Origin of the sequence: Streptomyces sp. NPDC050636 (genome assembly GCF_040654775.1) — a bacterium.
In the GTDB taxonomy this organism is placed as follows: Bacteria; Actinomycetota; Actinomycetes; order Streptomycetales; family Streptomycetaceae; genus Streptomyces.
On record NZ_JBFAIP010000027.1, the window covers coordinates 32,879 to 45,584 of the forward strand.

A 12,706-nucleotide genomic window follows, 5' to 3' on the forward strand; every position below is an offset into this window, starting at 1 on the left:
GCTTCGACATCTGGATGACCGGAAACCGTTACGGACGGTCGGCCTCGATCCACTAGCGTCGCCGCAGAGAGCGCAGGGTGACGAGGAGGGGACAACGGGTGTCTGCCGCCGACGGGACACAGGCGTGGTCGTGGAGGCGGACCTGGGCGCAGAGCGTCGCCAGACCCCGCCGTCTGGTGATCGCGGTGGCGCTGCTCGTGGCGTCGTTCGCCGGGCTGTGGGTGCTGTATACGGTCCAGCCACCCCCGATGTCCGACATAGCCGTCTACCGGGCGGAAGGCGAGGCCGCACTGACCGGCGGTGATCTCTACGGCTTCACCGTCACCAAGTGGGAACTCCCGGCCACCTACCCGCCCTTCGCCGCTCTCCTCTTCATACCGACGACCTGGATCTCGCTCAGCACCCTCAAAGTCGCCTGTGTTCTCGTCAACGCCGCCCTTCTCGCCCTGCTGATCCATCTCTCCTGCAAGGCCGTCGGCCTGCGCAAGGCCGCCTACACCGCACCCACCCTCCTCGTCGCCACCGCACTCGGCCTCTGGATCGAACCGGTCTTCCAGACCTTCGTCTTCGGCCAGATAAACCTCGCCCTGACCTGCCTGGTCCTGTGGGACCTCAGCCGCCCGGACGGCGCCCGTTTCAAGGGCTTCGCCACCGGCATCGCGGCAGGCATCAAGCTGACACCCGCCCTCTTCGCCGTCTACCTCCTCGTCACCGGCCGGGTGAAGGCAGCCCTCACCGCCCTCGCCGGATTCGCCGTCTCCGTGCTGCTCGGCCTGCCCGATGCGAGCATCGAGTTCTGGACACGGCGGATGTTCGAGACCAGCCGTGTCGGCAAGGCCTGGATCGTCGACAACCAATCCCTCCAGGGCCTGATCGCCCGGTCCCTGCACAACCCCGAGCCGGGCATCCTGTGGGTGGCGGCGGCACTGCTCGCCGCCGGGGCCGGGCTCTATGCCGCCCGCCGGGTCTACGTGCGGCGCGGCCTCGACACCTGGGGCGTGCTGTGTACGGCCGTCACCGCACTGCTCGTCTCGCCGATCAGCTGGTCCCACCACTGGGTCTGGTGCGTCCCGCTGCTGGCCGCGCTCGCCGCGCACACCAGGGGTGTCGTCCGGCGCAGGGTCCTGCTGGCCGTCGTCACCGTCGCGTTCACCGCCCGCACCATGTGGATGCTCCCGCGCCGCGGTGATCTCGACCTGCACTTCGCCTGGTGGCAGCAGCCGTTCGCGGCGCCGTACCCGCTGCTCGGGCTGGTGCTCCTGGTGGCGCTGGTGTGGTGGACGCGGCACGGCACCGGCCACTCCGACCGCTCCGGTCACTCCGGCGACCGTCACGGCCACTCCGGCGGGCCCGGCCGGATCCCGCTGCCCCGAGCCGCTCACCAGGTGGATACGCGGACCCGCGCGACCTGAGCAGGTGCCCCGATGCCCGTACGTTCCCGCGCGCATGCAGGGCGATGCGACCCAAGGGCACCGTCCGGCGGACCGGCCGCCCTACTGGCAGTGGCCTGAGCGGGGCGCCCTCACCAGGTCCGTCGGACGCGGTCCCCCGCTACCGGTCGCCCCTCACACGTCCTCTTCCGCCGACAGCAACTCATCCGAATCCATGATCCGGTACGAGTACCCCTGCTCGGCGAGGAAGCGCTGGCGGTGAGCCGCGAAGTCCTGGTCGATGGTGTCGCGCGCGACGACCGAGTAGAAGCGCGCCTCGTGGCCGTCGGCCTTCGGCCGCAGTACACGGCCGAGCCGCTGGGCCTCTTCCTGGCGCGAGCCGAAGGTGCCGGACACCTGGATCGCGACCGTCGCCTCCGGCAGGTCGATGGAGAAGTTCGCGACCTTGGAGACGACGAGGACGGAGATCTCGCCCTCCCGGAAGGCCCCGAACAGCTTCTCGCGCTGCGCGTTCGTCGTCTCGCCCTTGATCACCGGCGCGTCCAGATGCTCACCGAGCTCGTCCAGCTGGTCGATGTACTGCCCGATGACCAGCGTCTGCTCGCCCTGATGCCGGCGTACCAGCGCCTCGGTCACCCGCCGCTTGCTGTCCGTGGTGGCGCAGAAGCGGTACTTCTCCTCGGTCTCGGCCGTCGCGTACGCCAGCCGCTCCGAGTCGGTCAGATTGACCCGCACCTCGACACAGTCCGCGGGCGCGATGTACCCCTGCGCCTCGATCTCCTTCCACGGAGCGTCGAACCGCTTGGGGCCGATGAGCGAGAAGACGTCCGACTCGCGCCCGTCCTCGCGCACCAGGGTCGCGGTCAGGCCCAGCCGCCGCCGGGCTTGCAGATCGGCGGTGAACTTGAAGACCGGGGCGGGCAGCAGATGCACCTCGTCGTAGACGATCAGGCCCCAGTCCCGGGAGTCGAACAGCTCCAGATGCGGATAGACGCCCTTCCGCTTGGTCGTCAGCACCTGGTACGTGGCGATGGTGACCGGCCGGATCTCCTTCCTCGTCCCGCTGTACTCGCCGATCTCCTCCTCGGTCAGCGAGGTGCGCCGCACCAGCTCGTGCTTCCACTGCCGGGCCGAGACCGTGTTCGTCACCAAGATCAGTGTGGTGGCCTTGGCCTGGGCCATCGCCCCGGCCCCCACCAGCGTCTTTCCCGCACCGCACGGCAGCACGACGACACCCGAGCCGCCGTGCCAGAAGCCCTCCACGGCCTGCTGCTGATACGGCCGCAGCGCCCAGCCGTCCTCGGCCAGCTCGATCGGGTGCGCCTCACCGTCGACGTAACCGGCGTGGTCCTCGGCCGGCCAGCCGAGCTTGAGCAGCGTCTGCTTGATCTGCCCCCGCTCGGACGGATGCACCACGACCGAATCCGGATCCAGCCGCGCTCCGACCAGCGGCTGCACCTTCTTCGACCGCAGGATCTCCTCCAGCACCGGGCGGTCGGTGGTGGTCAGCACCAGGCCGTGGGTGGGGTGCTTGACGAGGGTGAGCCGGCCGTACCGGGACATCGTCTCGGCGATGTCGATGAGCAGCGCGTGCGGCACGGGGTACCGCGAGAACTGCACCAGAGCGTCCACGACCTGCTCGGCGTCGTGTCCGGCCGCCCGCGCGTTCCAGAGCCCGAGGGGCGTCACCCGGTACGTATGGATGTGCTCCGGCGCCCGCTCCAGCTCCGCGAAGGGCGCGATGGCCCGCCGGCAGGCGTCCGCCAGCTCATGGTCCACCTCCAGGAGCAGCGTCTTGTCGCTCTGGACGATGAGAGGTCCGTTCACGCGCCTCGCCTTTCGCTTCCCGGCCATCGACCGCGGGTCACGGTCCCGGCCGCAGATGCGGCCAAACATCCAGTGTGCCGCATCGCTGTGACAACGTGGGCCGGACCGGCGCAGACCTCAGCCGGGTACGGGGTGCCCGCCGGGCTCAGGCCCCCTCAGACCGCGTCGTCCGCCAGTTCCGCAACCCCCGTGATCCGGTGCAGCGGATACGTACGGACCTCGTCGGAGGTGTGGTCGTATGCCGTCACAAAGCCGCCCTCCACCCGTACGGGGGCGATCACCCGCTGGCTGGCCGCGCCGTCCGCGTTGACATAGCCGATCCAGACGGCGGCGCCGGTGAGGACCGCGGCCTGCATGGTGGCGAGGGTCTCGGCGGAGGTGGTGCGGGGGAGCGCCCCGGTGGCCGGCCCGGGGGCGTGGACGGGTTTGCGTTCGGCGGTGGCGGCGAGGTCGCCGGCGCGGATGGCGCGTACGGCCGCTTCGAGGAGGGTGGCGTCGGGCGACGGCGGGCCCTCGGGGACCGGGGCGGGGGCGGTGCGCGGCGGGGTGCGGTAGGAGTCGGCACGGGCGATCAGGACGTCGCCGGAGGCGGACTCGGCGGCGGGGGCGTAGCCCATGGACCGCAGACCGTCGAGGAGTTGGTCGGGGGAGGTCTGGGCGGCCAGCACGGTGGGGGCGAGGCGGCGCAGACGGAGGCCGGCGGCGCGGCGGTCGGCGAGGATTTCGGAGAGCAGCGCGTCGTCGTCGCAGCGGACGTATGCGGCGGCCGCGCCGATCCTCAACTGGCCGTGTCTGCGGGCCACGTCGTCGATGAGGTAGCTGAGCGGCTGGGGGACCGGGGTACGGGAGTGGGTGGTGAGGAAGTCCTGGAGCTCGGCGGCGGAGCGGCCGGCGTCCAGGGCGCGGCGTACGGAGGCGGGCGTGAAGCGGTAGACCGTCGCGCCGCCCTTGGACTCGATGTCGGCGAGTACGCCGAGCGCCTCGGCGAGCGGGCGGTGCAGCGGGCCGGGGGCGACCGCCGTCAGGTCCGCCTGGAGGAGGACGTGGTCGAGGGGTTCGGGGAGGCGGGGGGAGAGGAGAGCGGCGGCGCGAGCAGCCGCCGTGTGTGTTTCGGCGGGGGTGGGGATCTCGGCGGCCGGTTCGGTGTCGATCAGGGCGCGGGCGTGGGTGGCCAGCGCGCCGCGTCCCGTTACACCGAGCAACTCGGCCTCGGCGAGTGTCCATTGGGCGAGACGGAAGCGCAGGTCGGAGCCTGCGGGGGGAGCGGAGGCGGCGTCCGGTGGTGTGTCGGCGGGCTGGGGCGCGCCCGCTCCCCGGAGCGGGCGTTCCCAGCCCAGGCGGTCGAGGATCGCCGTGGCCGGTACGGAGGCGCCGGGCGGCAGGGCAGCCAGGAGCGCGAGGGCACGGCGGCGGACCTCGGGGGCCGGGGAGCGGTCGAGGTGGGGGCCGAGGGCGGCGAGCGTACGGCCCTTGGGGTCGGCGGAGCCGACCAGGCCCGGTGTACGGGTCGCGGACAGCCAGCCGGCCACCAGCGCCGCCCAGCGCTCGTGGTCGGGCAGCTCCAGCCACTGCTCGGCGGCGGGCGTGGCCGCGTACCGCTCATCGGCCTCCCCGTCGGAGCCCACCAGCCCCGCCGCATAGGCGAGTTCGAGCCAGAAGGCGGCCAGCTGCTCGGTGGTGTCGAGGCCGGTGGCGGTCCGCTTGAGGTCGCGGACGCTCATGCCCCCGGCGCGCAGTACGGACGGCCCGCCGAGGTCCCATTCCTTGAGCAGTTCCTCGATCGTCGAGAGCGCGGTGAACGCCTGGCTCGCGGCGGCGTTGTCCACAAGGTGTGGATCGCGTTCCGTGAGCGGGGCGAGAGCGGGCGGTACGGGCTCGGGCGTGTGGTGCGCGCGCCCCGCCCGCAGATGGAGGGCCGTCTCCCGGGGCAGTACGACATTGCGCGCGCCCGCCGGGAGCAGCAGGCCGCGGTCGATCAGCCACTGGAGATGAGGGGCCGGGCGGTCGGTGACGGCGCCGTACGGCGGGCCCCACAGCAGCTTGTCGAGGACGCCGACGGAGTCGGCGGGTGCGGTGTCGAGCAGCGCCGTCATACGGGTGCGGTCGGAGAAGAGGGCGGTGAGGGCGGCCACCGCGGTGACCGGGTCATGGGTGGCGGGCAGTCCGGCCGTGGCGATGATGTCCTGCAGCCGCCCGGGGGACATCCCCGCCGTGGCTTCGACGACGGTCGGGCCGAGGCCGGTGGGCGACGGATGGGTGGCGCTGGGTGTGAGCAGCTCACGGGCCGTACGCACCAGCCGCAGCCGGTCGTCCGGGCCCCAGACCAGCGCCTGCGCGCGCAGCTCGGCCACCGCCCGGGGCAGCTCCGCGGCGACCGCCTCGTCCCCGGCGTCCCCGGCCATCAGCGCGCCGAGCGTCTCGTACGGGCAGGGGTCGGGCGCCACCGCCAGCGCCTCGGCGGTCTGCAGCGCGAACCGGTCCAGCCGCTCAACGGCGCGGGCGACGGAGGCCCGCGTCCCGGCGCGGGTGGCCAGCTGGGTGACATCGCCGGGCACCGGGTTGAGCAGATCGGGCCGGGCCCGCAGCAGACCGATGAGCCCGCTGTCGGTGCGGGTTCTGAGCTCCTCGGCGAGGGTGCGGGGTGTACCGGTCATTCGTCTTACGTTAGCCGGACCGGGGAGGGCGGGGCACCGGGCGCGGCCCAGGGGCTGTCCTAGGGGGTGGGCGAACACATCCCGTAGGGGATGCGAGGGCCCCCTGCGGGGCCACAACATGGGGGCGCTGGGCGGTATTCCCGCGTATTTCCGTGGATCGCTGCGGATCCCCTTGCCCGTCGATCCCTGCGGATCCCTGCGGATCCCTGCGGATCCCTGCGGATCCCTTTCCCGTCGATCCCTACGGATCCCCGGGACCCCCGTGGACCCCCGTGGATCCCCGTGGATCACCCCACCCACACGCCGCACCGCCCCGCAGCCTCCGGCCCGGCCGGCGTCCGAGGCGGTACCGTCGGGGCAGCAACCAGCGGACGCCGCAGGGGATTTCGTGGGGATCGAGAGCGATCAGCTCGTCTTTGACTATCTGAGCCGGGTGGGCGACCTGGCCCAGCAGCGGGGGCTGCCCTCCGCCACCCGCATGAGGCTGGTGGCCGGGCTGCGGGCCGAGATCGATGCGCAGAAGGTCGACTCGGTAACCGGTGTGAAGCGGATCCTGTCGCGGCTGGGGACGCCGGAGGCGGTGGTGAGCGACGCCGCGAGCCGGGACGGCCGGGATACGGGAGCGAGCGCCGGGCCCTCCGTGCCCCCCGCCCCGCGGCCCACCGACCCCTCCGCGCCGCGGCCGGGCGCCCGCGACAAGCTCAGTGGGCTGGCCTGGCGCAGCGGACTCAGCGGCCTGGTGCCCGCGCCACGGGACGGGATGGGCCCGGGGCCGAACGGCAGGCCCGGCTTCCTCAAGAAGGCCCGCAACGAGCAGACCGAGCAGTCCGAGCAGGCCGAACAGTCCGACGCCCCGGAGATCACCGCCTCTCCGCCGCATCTGGCGGGCATGGACGAGCTGGGGGACGCGGACGAGTCGCCCGACTGGTGGCGGGTCGAGCCGGCGCCGTTCGGGCCCGGCGAGACCGTGCCCGGGTTCGTCGGCGGGATCGAGATCCCGGAGATATGGCAACGGCCGAAGGGCGAGGGCGCGTCCCTGACGAAGGACGGGACGGCGGATCCTGACGGAGACGAGGAGCCGGACCCCGAGGGCGAGGAGGACGGCGCGGCAGAGGGCAGGACGGGCCTGACCCGGCTGCTGCGCCGGACGCTCACCCGGCGGCGGGCCGCCCCGGCCGAGGACGAGGCCGCGGAGGAGGAAGAGGCCGCGGAGCCCGCACGGGCGCCGCTCAGCCCGGTGGTGACACTGGCTGTGCTGCTGCTGGTCGCCGGCGCGGTGCTGGAGTCGTGGATCGCGCTGGCGGCGGGCTGGTTGCTCGTGTACGCGTCACGGCGGCTGAGCCGGGTCGAGGCGAAGTTCGCGGCGATGGGCGTGCCGGGAATCGTCGCCGGCGGTCTCCTGGTGTGGCTGTGGGGCCGGTTCGACGGGCGGTGGGGCGATCCGCTCGCCAAGGGACAGCTGGGTCAGGAGCTGGCCGACGGGCTGCCGGGGATGGCGCGGGTCGCGGCCATCGCCTCCGCCCTGTTCCTGGTGTGGCGGATGAGGCGATGGCCGCGGGGCTGAGCAGCCGCGCAACCGGCCGACGTCACCTCACCTCTTCGCGAGCCGCTTCTGCACCTCGTCCAGGATCTTGTCGGCCGCCGTGTAGCCGATGCCCTGGATCCACAGCTGGTCGTCGACGCGGAAGGACTTGCCGTCCTTGACGGCGGTCATGTTCTTCCACAGGGCGCCGCCGGTGATCCGGCCCTCCCGGGACTTCTCCTTGCTCCCGTAGGAGGTGTAGAAGACGGTGCCGGAGTCGGCCTTGTTGATCTGCTCCGGGCTGACCTCGACCATCAGCCCGTCCTTGGCGCCCTCGACGAAGTCCGTCGGGGCCAGGCCCGCGTCGTTCAGGACGGACGAGACATAGCTCTCGCAGCCGTAGACCCGGGTGTCCGCGCCCTCGATGAAGCGGACCACGTTGGTCGTGAGGTTCTTCGTCGCGGCGTTGCCGCTGAGGGCCTTGTCGACCTTCTCGGCGTGCGCCTCGTAGGCCGCGGTCACCTTCTTCGCCTCCGGGATCCTGCCGAGCGCGTCCGCGTGGGTGGTGAAGTTCTCCTTCCACGGGTAGCCGGTGGTCTCGGTCATGACCGTGGGCGCGATCGCCTTGAGCTGCTCGTAGCGCTGGCCGTCGCGGACCTTGCTGGTGAGGATCAGGTCGGGCTTGAGGGCGGCCACCGCCTCCATGTTCGGGGAGGCGATCACGCCGACGTCCTTGATGCCCCCGACCTTGTCCTCGGGCAGGTAGTCGAGGAAGCCCGACTCGACATCGGCGCGGGTGGCGCCGACCGGCTTGACGCCCAGCGTGATCGCGGAGTCCAGCTCGGCGGTGTCCAGGACCACCACGCGCTTCGGGGAGTTGGGGACCTCGACGTCACCCATGAACGTCTTCACCGTGTGCTTGCCGCCGGGGCCGCCGGACGGGGGCTGGGCGAAGGTGCCGGTGGGCGCGGCCTTGCAGTCGGCGGCCTTGAACGACTTCGACGAGCCCGACGAGGAGGCGCCGGCGTCGCAGGCGGCCAGGGTGACAGAGGCGGCGAGGACGGCCGTCGTGGCGAGTGCTGCGCGGCGGTTGGCGGTGCGGGTCACAGGCATCCCTTTCGGAGAAGAGTGTGGAAGGGGAGTTCGGAGAGCGGGCGGGGAGGTCTCGGGAGAACGGACGGCGGCGGCCGGTCAGTCGGCGGAGGGCTCCCAGGGCCGGCCCGGGACGACCAGCGGGGAGCCCGTCACCGGGTCGGGCACGACGACCGATCCGAGGCCGAACACCTCGCGGACCAGCTCCGCCGTGACGACCTTGCCGGGGTGCCCCTGGGCGACGATCCGGCCCGACTTCATCGCCACCAGGTGGTCGGCGTACCGGGCGGCCTGGTTGAGGTCGTGCAGCACGGCCACGACCGTGCGGCCCCGGTCGTGGTTCAACTGCCGTACGAGATCGAGCACCTCGACCTGGTGGGCGATGTCCAGGTACGTGGTCGGCTCGTCCAGGAGCAGCAGGTCCGTTTCCTGGGCGAGCGCCATCGCGATCCACACCCGCTGCCGCTGGCCGCCGGACAGTTCGTCCACCGGCCGGTCGGCCAGTTGCGCCACGTCGGTACGCACCATCGCCTCGGTGACCGCGCGCTCGTCGTCCGCCGACCACTGCTGCCACCAGCGCTGATGTGGCTGCCGGCCGCGCGCGACCAGGTCCGCGACGGTGATCGCCTCGGGTGCGACGGGGCTCTGCGGCAGCAGCCCGACGGACTGGGCGATCTTCTTGGTGGGGATGCGCGCCAGGTCCGTACCGTCCAGGAGGACGGCCCCGCCGCGCGGTTTGAGCAGTCGGCCCAGGGCGCGCAGCAGCGTGGACTTGCCGCAGGCGTTGGGGCCGACGACGACGGTGACCGCGCCGTGCGGGACGTCCAGGTCGAGGCCGTCGACGACCGTGCGGTCCTCGTAGGCGAGCGTCAGACCGCGCGCCGTGAGCCTGCTCGCGGATCTCTTCTCGGCACGGCCAACGACGCTCTCGCCGGTCTCGGTCACGCTGTCCCTCCTGCGGCACGGCTACGGACTCGGTGGCCCCTGACGATGAGCCAGATCAGATACGGGGCGCCGACGGCGGCGGTCAGCACACCCACCGGCAGTTCGGTCGGCGCGAAGAGCTTGCGGGCGAGCAGGTCGCCGAGGATGACGATGAAGGCACCCAGCAGCGCCGCGCACAGCAGCGGAATCTGTGAGGTCCGGGTGAGCCGGCGGGCGATCTGCGGCGCCAGCAGCGCCACGAAGTCCACCGGGCCCGCCGCGCCGGTCGCCAGCGACGCCAGGATCACGCCGACCGCGACCAGACCCAGGCGGGTGCGGCCCAGGCGGGCGCCGAGCGCGGTCGCGGTGTCGTCGTCCAGAGAGACGGTCCGCTGGGCGCGCGCCGCCCACAGCACGCACGGCAGCAGCGCCAGCAGCGCCCAGCCCAGCGGCATCGCCTCCGCCCAGCCGCGCCCGTTGAGCGAGCCGGTCATCCACACCTGGGCCTGCTGGGCGAGGAGATAGTCGCCCTTGGTCAGGAACAGCTGGGCGACGGAACGGAGCGCCACCGCGAAGCCGATGCCGATCAGGACGAAGCGGGTGGCGTGCAGCCCGCCACGCCAGGCGAAGACATAGACCAGAGCGGCCGCCAGCACACCGCCGGCCACCGACAGATACGGCAGCACGGCGTACGAGGTGATGCCGAAGGTCATCGAGCCGACCGTCAGTGCGCTCGCGCCCTGGGTGATGCCGATGATGTCGGGGCTGGCGAGCGGGTTGCGGGCCACCGTCTGGATCAGCGCGCCGGCGATCCCGAAGGCGGCGCCGACCATCACCCCGACGGTCATCCGCGGCAGCCGCAGCGTCCCGACCACCAGCTCCTGGGAGGACGGCTCGCCGAGGACCACCCGGACGACCTCGGACGGGGCGACGAAGCTCTCGCCGACGCAGAGGTGGGCGAGGCAGGCGGCCGCCAGGAGGACGGCGAGCGAGGCCGCGACGAGGGCCGCGCGGCGGTGCAGGAGGAAGGAGGCGCGGCCGGCCCGGACGAGTCCGTAACCGGCGGGGCGGACGGCCGAGGGGGCCGCCGAAGGGGCCGCCGGGGGAGCCGTCATGCCGCCACCGCCTTCCGGCGGACGAGCGTGACCAGGAACGGCACCCCGATCAGGGCGGTCATCACACCCGCCGGGACCTCGGAGGGCGGGAAGACGATCCGTCCGAGGGTGTCCGAGACCAGCACGATGACCGGTCCCAGCAGTGCCGCCATCGGCAGCACCCAGCGGTGGTCGCCGCCGACGACCGCGCGGGCGATATGCGGGACGGCGAGCCCGACGAACGCGATCGGTCCGGCCGCCGCGACGCCCGCGCCGGTCAGGATCGTCGCGCCGAGCCCGCCCACGATCCGTACGGTCGCGACCTTCTGGCCCAGGCCTTTGGCGACGTCCTCGCCGAGCGCCAGCGCGTCGAGGCCGCGCGCCACGGACAGCACGAGCACCGCGCCCACCAGGAGGAACGGCCAGATCTGGCCGGCCACCTCGGCGTCCCGGCCGGTGAGCGAGCCGACCTGCCAGAAGCGGAACTCGTCCAGCGCGGCGGCCTGGGTGGTGAGCACCGCCATCGTCACCGACACCAGCAGCGCGTTGATGGCGGCGCCGGACAGCGCGAGCTTGACCGGTGTGGCGCCGCCGCGGCCGCTGGTGGCGATGGCGTGGACGACGACGGAGGCGATCCCGGCGCCGGCGAACGCGAACCAGACATAGCCGGTCAGGGTGTGCATCCCGGCCAGGGCGATGGCGAGGAGCACGCCGACCGAGGCGCCCTGGCTGATGCCGAGGACGGTGGGGTCGGCGATCGGATTGCGGGTGATGCCCTGCATCACCGTGCCGGCCATCGCGAGGGCGGCGCCGACCAGCAGGCCGATCAGCGTGCGGGGCAGCCGCAGAAAGCGCACGACCTGGGCGGCGTCACCGTCGCCGCCGTGTAACAGCGCGCCGAGCACCTCGGAGGGCGCGAACTGGCGGCTGCCGACGGCGAGCGAGAGGAGCACCGCGAGCAGCAGGGCGAGTAGCGCCGCCACGGTCAGAACGAGCCGGCGGCTGCGCGTCCGGCGGCTCATGAGGCGCGGCGGCGGGATAAGCCGGAGCGCGCGACGGCGGCGGGGCGTCTGCTGGCCTGGGCGTCTGACATCGGGTCCATTTCGTGGGATTCAGCGCAGCGCAGGGTTCACGCACAGCGCCGGTTTCAAGAACAGGCCCTAAGGGGGACATTCTCGGCCACCCCGCGGTACGGGCACAATGGCAGGCATGGCTGCGCACCCCTTGACGGTCGGATTCGACCTCGACATGACGCTGATCGACTCCCGTCCCGGCATCAGGGCGACCTATCGGGAACTGTCCGCCCGGACCGGTACGTACATCGACGCCGACCTCGCGGTGACCCGGCTGGGGCCGCCGCTGGAGCAGGAGATCCGCGAGTGGTTCCCCGAGGAGCGGGTGGCCGAGATGAGCGACGTCTACCGCGGGCTCTACCCGGAGCACGCGATCACGGGGACGCCGGCGATGCCGGGCGCGCGGGAGGCCATCGCCGCGGTCCGGGCGGCGGGAGGCCGGGCCATCGTCGTCACCGCCAAGTTCGAGCCGAACGCGAAGCTGCATCTCCAGCACCTCGGCATCGACGCGGACGCGCTCATCGGCTCGTTGTGGGCGGAGGCCAAGGCCGAGGCGCTGCGTGAGCACGGCGCGCGGATCTACGTCGGCGACCACACCGGTGACGTCCTCGGGGCGCACACCGCGGGCGCGCTGTCCGTCGCCGTCCCCACCGGGCCGTGCGATGCCGCCGAACTCCGTGCGGCCGGCGCCGATGTCCTGCTCGGCGACCTGACGGAGTTCCCGGCCTGGCTGGAGCGCCGTGTCGCGGACGGCGGCTATGGCACCGACGGCCTGGATGCCGCCTCCGCCTGACGGCGCTGGGCCACGGCGGACCGGATCACCCCCGCCGCGGCCACGAGGAACCCGGCGCCCATCAGCATGCACATCCAGTAGAAGACGGGCGGCAGCGGCTCGGAACCGATGAACAGCGGCGTCACCGTGGCGAGAGTGGCCACTGCGCCAACTAGGAACATGATCGCGCCGATTCGGACCAGTAGATCCCCGGCCTGGGGAGTTTCGTCAGACACCTGACCAGGGTAAGTCCGGGCCAGAAGCGCTGAGGATCCACCCGGGGACGTCTTGTCACCGGCCATCGGACCATTAGCCTTGGTGATGGCGGGTCCGGTGGCCCGCTGCACTGCTATCCAG

General features: G+C 72.5%; 10 protein-coding genes. 3 read left to right on the forward strand and 7 right to left on the reverse strand.

From position 1 onward, the window contains the following. The first annotated feature begins 98 nt into the window (after positions 1–98). On the forward strand, positions 99–1,412 hold the full coding sequence (locus AB0I10_RS20915) for a glycosyltransferase 87 family protein (RefSeq protein WP_363154022.1): 1,314 nt from the start codon (positions 99–101) through the stop codon (positions 1,410–1,412). Positions 1,413–1,565: 153 nt separating this feature from the next. Here the strand turns inward: AB0I10_RS20915 and AB0I10_RS20920 are convergent, their stop codons facing one another. Next, on the reverse strand, positions 1,566–3,218 hold the full coding sequence (locus tag AB0I10_RS20920; RefSeq protein ID WP_363154023.1) for a DNA repair helicase XPB: 1,653 nt from the start codon (positions 3,216–3,218) through the stop codon (positions 1,566–1,568). Positions 3,219–3,373: 155 nt separating this feature from the next. Continuing rightward, positions 3,374–5,872, reverse strand: a complete 2,499-nt coding sequence (locus tag AB0I10_RS20925; RefSeq protein ID WP_363154024.1) for a helicase C-terminal domain-containing protein — start codon at positions 5,870–5,872, stop codon at positions 3,374–3,376. Positions 5,873–6,260: 388 nt separating this feature from the next. Here AB0I10_RS20925 and AB0I10_RS20930 point away from each other — a divergent pair, with 388 nt between their 5' ends. Beyond that, positions 6,261–7,436: a hypothetical protein gene (locus AB0I10_RS20930; RefSeq protein ID WP_363154025.1), complete on the forward strand. Its 1,176-nt coding sequence runs from the start codon at positions 6,261–6,263 to the stop codon at positions 7,434–7,436. A 27-nt stretch (positions 7,437–7,463) separates the two neighbouring features. Here the strand turns inward: AB0I10_RS20930 and AB0I10_RS20935 are convergent, their stop codons facing one another. The 4 genes from AB0I10_RS20935 to AB0I10_RS20950 all read right to left on the reverse strand — a co-directional run bounded on the left by AB0I10_RS20935 (position 7,464) and on the right by AB0I10_RS20950 (position 11,526). Next, the gene (locus AB0I10_RS20935) at positions 7,464–8,501 is read right to left on the reverse strand and encodes an iron-siderophore ABC transporter substrate-binding protein (RefSeq protein ID WP_363154027.1); all 1,038 of its coding nucleotides are present in this window, start codon (positions 8,499–8,501) and stop codon (positions 7,464–7,466) included. Positions 8,502–8,585: 84 nt separating this feature from the next. After that, the gene (locus tag AB0I10_RS20940; protein ID WP_363154028.1) at positions 8,586–9,431 is read right to left on the reverse strand and encodes an ABC transporter ATP-binding protein; all 846 of its coding nucleotides are present in this window, start codon (positions 9,429–9,431) and stop codon (positions 8,586–8,588) included. Further along, entirely contained in the window at positions 9,428–10,525 is a 1,098-nt protein-coding gene (locus AB0I10_RS20945; RefSeq protein ID WP_363154029.1) for an iron chelate uptake ABC transporter family permease subunit, read from the reverse strand. The genes AB0I10_RS20940 and AB0I10_RS20945 overlap by 4 nt, the downstream gene beginning before the upstream one ends. After that, on the reverse strand, positions 10,522–11,526 hold the full coding sequence (locus AB0I10_RS20950; RefSeq protein WP_363154030.1) for an iron ABC transporter permease: 1,005 nt from the start codon (positions 11,524–11,526) through the stop codon (positions 10,522–10,524). Before AB0I10_RS20950 ends, AB0I10_RS20945 begins: the two co-directional genes overlap by 4 nt. 187 nt (positions 11,527–11,713) lie before the next feature. On the opposite strand from AB0I10_RS20950, the gene AB0I10_RS20955 reads away from it, so the two are divergent. Beyond that, entirely contained in the window at positions 11,714–12,370 is a 657-nt protein-coding gene (locus tag AB0I10_RS20955; protein ID WP_363154031.1) for a haloacid dehalogenase-like hydrolase, read from the forward strand. Here the strand turns inward: AB0I10_RS20955 and AB0I10_RS20960 are convergent. Next, complete coding sequence (locus AB0I10_RS20960; protein ID WP_363154032.1) at positions 12,334–12,585, reverse strand: hypothetical protein; 252 nt, start codon at positions 12,583–12,585, stop codon at positions 12,334–12,336. The two genes, AB0I10_RS20955 and AB0I10_RS20960, sit on opposite strands and share 37 nt — an antisense overlap. Between the last annotated feature and the right edge of the window lie 121 nt (positions 12,586–12,706).

Coding starts and splice junctions, on each gene's coding strand:
- AB0I10_RS20925 (WP_363154024.1), bottom strand. CDS start 5,872: ATGACCGGTACACCCCGCACCCTCGCCGAGGAGCTCAGAACCCGCACC.
- AB0I10_RS20945 (WP_363154029.1), bottom strand. CDS start 10,525: ATGACGGCTCCCCCGGCGGCCCCTTCGGCGGCCCCCTCGGCCGTCCGC.
- AB0I10_RS20950 (WP_363154030.1), bottom strand. CDS start 11,526: ATGAGCCGCCGGACGCGCAGCCGCCGGCTCGTTCTGACCGTGGCGGCG.
- AB0I10_RS20955 (WP_363154031.1), top strand. CDS start 11,714: ATGGCTGCGCACCCCTTGACGGTCGGATTCGACCTCGACATGACGCTG.